General features: G+C 64.9%; 4 protein-coding genes and 1 tRNA gene. 4 read left to right on the top strand and 1 reads right to left on the bottom strand.

Annotated elements, in window-relative coordinates; all coding sequences use genetic code 11:
- Positions 1–510, bottom strand: a 510-nt coding sequence (deoC, locus tag Q0693_RS07170) for a deoxyribose-phosphate aldolase (RefSeq protein ID WP_298630318.1), incomplete at its 3' end; no start/stop codon positions are given.
- A gap of 73 nt (positions 511–583) precedes the next feature.
- On the opposite strand from deoC, the gene ychF reads away from it, so the two are divergent.
- From ychF to Q0693_RS07150, 4 genes are all read left to right on the top strand, one after another.
- Positions 584–1708 (top strand): redox-regulated ATPase YchF, encoded by a 1125-nt coding sequence (gene ychF, locus Q0693_RS07165; protein WP_298630316.1) that lies wholly within the window; start codon positions 584–586, stop codon positions 1706–1708.
- Between the two features lie 74 nt (positions 1709–1782).
- Positions 1783–1856, top strand: a tRNA-Gln gene (locus Q0693_RS07160).
- A gap of 44 nt (positions 1857–1900) precedes the next feature.
- Positions 1901–2260 carry a response regulator gene (locus Q0693_RS07155; protein WP_243029654.1) on the top strand — a complete coding sequence of 120 codons (360 nt, stop codon included), beginning with the start codon at positions 1901–1903 and terminating at the stop codon, positions 2258–2260.
- A gap of 20 nt (positions 2261–2280) precedes the next feature.
- Positions 2281–4133, top strand: a 1853-nt coding sequence (locus Q0693_RS07150; protein ID WP_298630313.1) for a transglycosylase domain-containing protein, incomplete at its 3' end; no start/stop codon positions are given.

Raw genomic sequence — 4133 nt, 5'->3', positions numbered from 1 at the left:
TACCAGGAGTTCCACATCCTCGAGGCTGGCTCCCCGGGGCCCAAAGCCGGTGGAGGTCTTCAGGAAGTCGGCCCCACCCCGGATGGCGGCCTCGGCCAGGGCTTCTAAAGCCTTGGGGGTGAAGTGGCCTGTTTCCAGAATCACCTTAAGGACGGCACCCGGCACCGCTTGGCGGACGGCGCGGACTTCTTCCTCTACATAGGCGTAGTCCTGGGCCAGGGCCCGGCCCAGGTGGATCACCATGTCCACCTCATGGGCTCCCTGGGCGAAGGCTATGGCCGCCTCGAGGGCCTTGACCTCCTGGGTTTGGTAGCCCAAGGGGAAGCCCACCACGGTCACCAAGCGAAAGGGGGCATGGGGGTAACGCTCCCGCACCAAGGGGACGTAGGACGGGGGGATACAGAGGCCGAAAAACCCGTATTCCAGGGCTTCTTCCGCCACCTTTAGGATCGCTTCGGGGGTGGCGGTGGGTTGTAGAAGGGTGTGGTCAATGTGGGCGGCCAGGTCCATACCCTGCCATCATACGCAAAGGGTGTGATAGGATGAAAAGAGGCCCCTTGGTGGGGCTTTTTTTGAGGTCAAGATGCTGGCTGTGGGAATCGTCGGTCTACCCAACGTGGGCAAATCCACCCTCTTCAACGCCCTCACCCGGGCAAGGGCGTTGGCGGCCAACTACCCCTTCGCCACCATTGACAAGAACGTGGGGGTGGTGGCCTTGGAGGACCCAAGGCTTTACGCCTTGCAGAGGGTGTTTGCCAAGGGCGATAGGCTGCCTCCCGTGATCCCCACCCATGTGGAGTTTGTGGACATCGCTGGGTTGGTGAAGGGTGCCCATAGGGGGGAAGGCCTTGGCAACCAGTTCCTGGCCCACATCCGCGAGGTGGCGGCCATCGCCCACGTGCTTCGCTGCTTTCCCGATCCCGATGTGGTGCACGTGATGGGCCGGGTGGATCCCCTGGGGGATGCCGAGGTGGTGGAAACCGAACTCCTTTTGGCTGACCTCGCCACCTGGGAAAGGCGCCTTGAACGGCTGCGGAAGGAGGCCCGAGCCAACCGGGACCTGGCTCCTGTCCTCGAGGTGGCGGAGGCCCTTTACGCCCACCTGCAGGAGGGGAAGCCCGCCCGCACCTTCCTGGGAAACGGGCAGGAGGGGGAGGATACCGAGCTCCGCCGCCTGCTCAGGGAAACCCCTCTCCTCACCGCCAAGCCGGTGATCTATGTGGCCAATGTGGGCGAAGAGGATCTGCCCGAAGGTGAGGGTAACCCCCATGTCCGGGCGGTCCGGGAAAAGGCCATGGCCGAGGGGGCGGAGGTGGTGGTGGTCTCGGCCCGTCTGGAGGCGGAACTGGCCGAGCTTTCTCCGGAGGAGGGGCAGGAGCTTCTCGCCGCCTATGGCTTGAGGGAAAGCGGCCTGCAACGCCTGGCCCAGGCGGGGTATAGGGCGCTTGGCCTCATCACCTTCTTCACCGCCGGGGAGAAGGAGGTGCGGGCCTGGACGGTGCGCCGCGGGACCAAGGCCCCCGAGGCGGCGGGGGAGATCCACTCCGACATGGAGAAGGGCTTCATCCGGGCTGAGGTCATCCCTTGGGAAAAGCTGGTGGAGGCTGGGGGATGGGCCAGGGCTAAGGAGAGGGGCTGGGTGCGCCTCGAGGGCAAGGATTACTTGGTGCAGGATGGGGATGTCCTCTACATTCTCTTTAACGTGTGAGGGGGGTTTGACGGGAAAGGCCCGTTGCCCTACAATCTGGATGGCTTTGCCCCTTGGGGCAAGCGCCTGAATGCTGGGGCGTCGTCTAATGGCAGGACAGCGGACTTTGGATCCGCCGGTCGTGGTTCGAGTCCACGCGCCCCAGCCAAATCTTTTCATATCCTTTTCGCACCCCTTGGATAGACTGGCCCCGTGGCGACGGATTATCCGGGGCTTCTCCTATTAAGCCGCAACGAAGCCCTGCGGGCCTATGTGGACCTGGTGCTGTCCGAGAAGGGCATCCCTGTTCGCCACTTTGACCTGGCCCGGGAAGGGCTCTTTTGGCTATTGGACCACACGCCCCGGTATGTGCTTTTAGACCAGGACCTGGACGTGGACCCCTTTGCCGTGGCTGCCCGCATCCGGCATGTGCGCCGGCTTAAGGAGGTGCCCTTGGCGGTGCTCATAGAGCCCAACGAGAGGCTCAGGACCACCGCGGAGGTGGTGCGGGTGAGGGCCATAGAAAAACCCCTCACCCGGGACAAGCTCTTCGGCTTTTTGGGTTTGGGGTAGGCCCATGTAAACTGAGGGGCGTGCGGGTGCTCCGCTTCCTGTTCCTCTTGCTGGCCGGCCTTTTCCTGGGAGCAGGCGTGGCCTTGGGGTATTTGGCCTATGCCTATACCCGCGACCTCCCTGACCTCTCCCAGTTTGACCGCTTGCGCCTCACCGCCACTTCTACCCTTTATGCCCGGGACGGCACCCCTCTGGCCCAGATCGCCAGCGTGGAGGAGGGGCGGGCCATCCACCGGAGCCTGGTGCGGCTTACCGAGGTTTCCCCGGCAGCGGTGGCGGCCGTGGTCTTTTCGGAGGACCGCCGCTACTTCCAGCACTACGGCGTGGATTTCGTGCGCCTGTTTGGGGCCCTTTATGCCATCCTTCGCGGGGATCTCCAGGGAGGAAGCACCATCACCACCCAGGTGATCAAAAACACCCTGCTCAAGGAGCTGGCCCAGGCCCGTTCCCTGGAGCGGAAGTTCAAGGAATGGGCCTTGGCCCTGGAGCTGGAGAGGCGCTACACCAAGGAGGAGATCCTGGAGATGTACCTCAACGTGGTGCCCTGGGGGGGTAACGCCGTGGGCATCAAGGGGGCAGCGGAAGCCTATTTTGGGAAGGATCCGGCGGCCTTGACCCTGGCGGAGGGCCTCTACCTGGCCTCCCTGATCCCGGCTCCCAACGCCCGTTACCAAGACCTGAAGGGGGTGCGGGAGCGGATGCGCCTCCTTTTGAACCAGATGGTGGCCGAGGGCTGGGTGAGTCCGCAGGGGGCCGAGGCCGCTTGGCGGGAGCCCTTGGCGCCCAAGGGGTGGGAGGTGCGCTACGACGGGGAGGGAAACCTTCTGGAAGCCAGGCTGGTGGATCCCGAGGACCGCATCCTCAGGCAGCTGGACTACCGGATGGCCCCCCACTTTGTCCTCGAGGTGCGCCGCTTCCTCGAGGCCCGTTTCGGGAAGGAAAAGGTCTACAGCGAGGGGGGGCTGAAGGTGTACACCACCTTGGACCCAGCCATGCAACGGGCGGCGGAGGCCGCCGCCCAGGGGGCCAGGTTGCCGGAGGGGGCGGAGCTGGCCATCGTGGGACTGGACCCCGAAACGGGGGAGGTTCTGGCCCTGGTAGGGGGAGTGCGGCGGGAAGGGGACGAGTACAACCGGGCCACCCGGGCCCTGCGCAACCCAGGGAGTGCGGTGAAACCCTTTGTCTACGCCACCGCCTTTGAAGAGGGTTGGACCCAGGCCAGCTTGGTTCCCGACCGCCCCCTGGAGTTCCCCGACCCCAGCCAGAAGGGAGGGGTATGGCGGCCCAAGAACTTCTCCGGTACCTTCCTTAACCGGGAGGTTACGGTGCGCTATGCCCTGGACCTCTCCCTCAACCTGCCCGCCATCTATACCGCCCAGGCCATTGGGGTGGAGAAGGTAGCCAAGAAGCTTTCCCAGGCGGGGTTTGCCGTCAAGTACCCCACCCTGGCCATAGCCATTGGGGGCGCCTCCATCACCCCGGTGGACCTGGCGGCAGCCTACGCTGCCTTCGCCAACGGAGGGTATCGGGTGACCCCCATCTACGTGAAGCGGGTGGAGGACGCCCAGGGGCAGGTGCTTTACCAAGCCTTTCCGGAACGGCGCCGCCTTTTTGACCCCCAGGTGGCCTACCAAGGGTGGGACCTCTTGAAGGGATACGTGTACGACCTGGGGGAGAAGGGCCTGGCCAAGGGGGCCCGTATCCCCGGCCGGGTGGTGGGGGGGAAGACGGGGACCACCAACGAGGCCCGCGACCTCTGGTTTGCTGGGGTGACCCGGGGGCTTTCTGCGGTGGTCTGGGTGGGCCGCGACGATAACAAGCCCCTGCGCATGGGGGGGAGGGAGCCTTCCAGCTCCGTGGTCAACCCCCCCAT

Source organism: uncultured Thermus sp., from assembly GCF_938010445.1.
In the GTDB taxonomy this organism is placed as follows: domain Bacteria; phylum Deinococcota; class Deinococci; order Deinococcales; family Thermaceae; genus Thermus; species Thermus altitudinis.
This window is presented reverse-complemented; position numbering and strand designations above follow the sequence as displayed.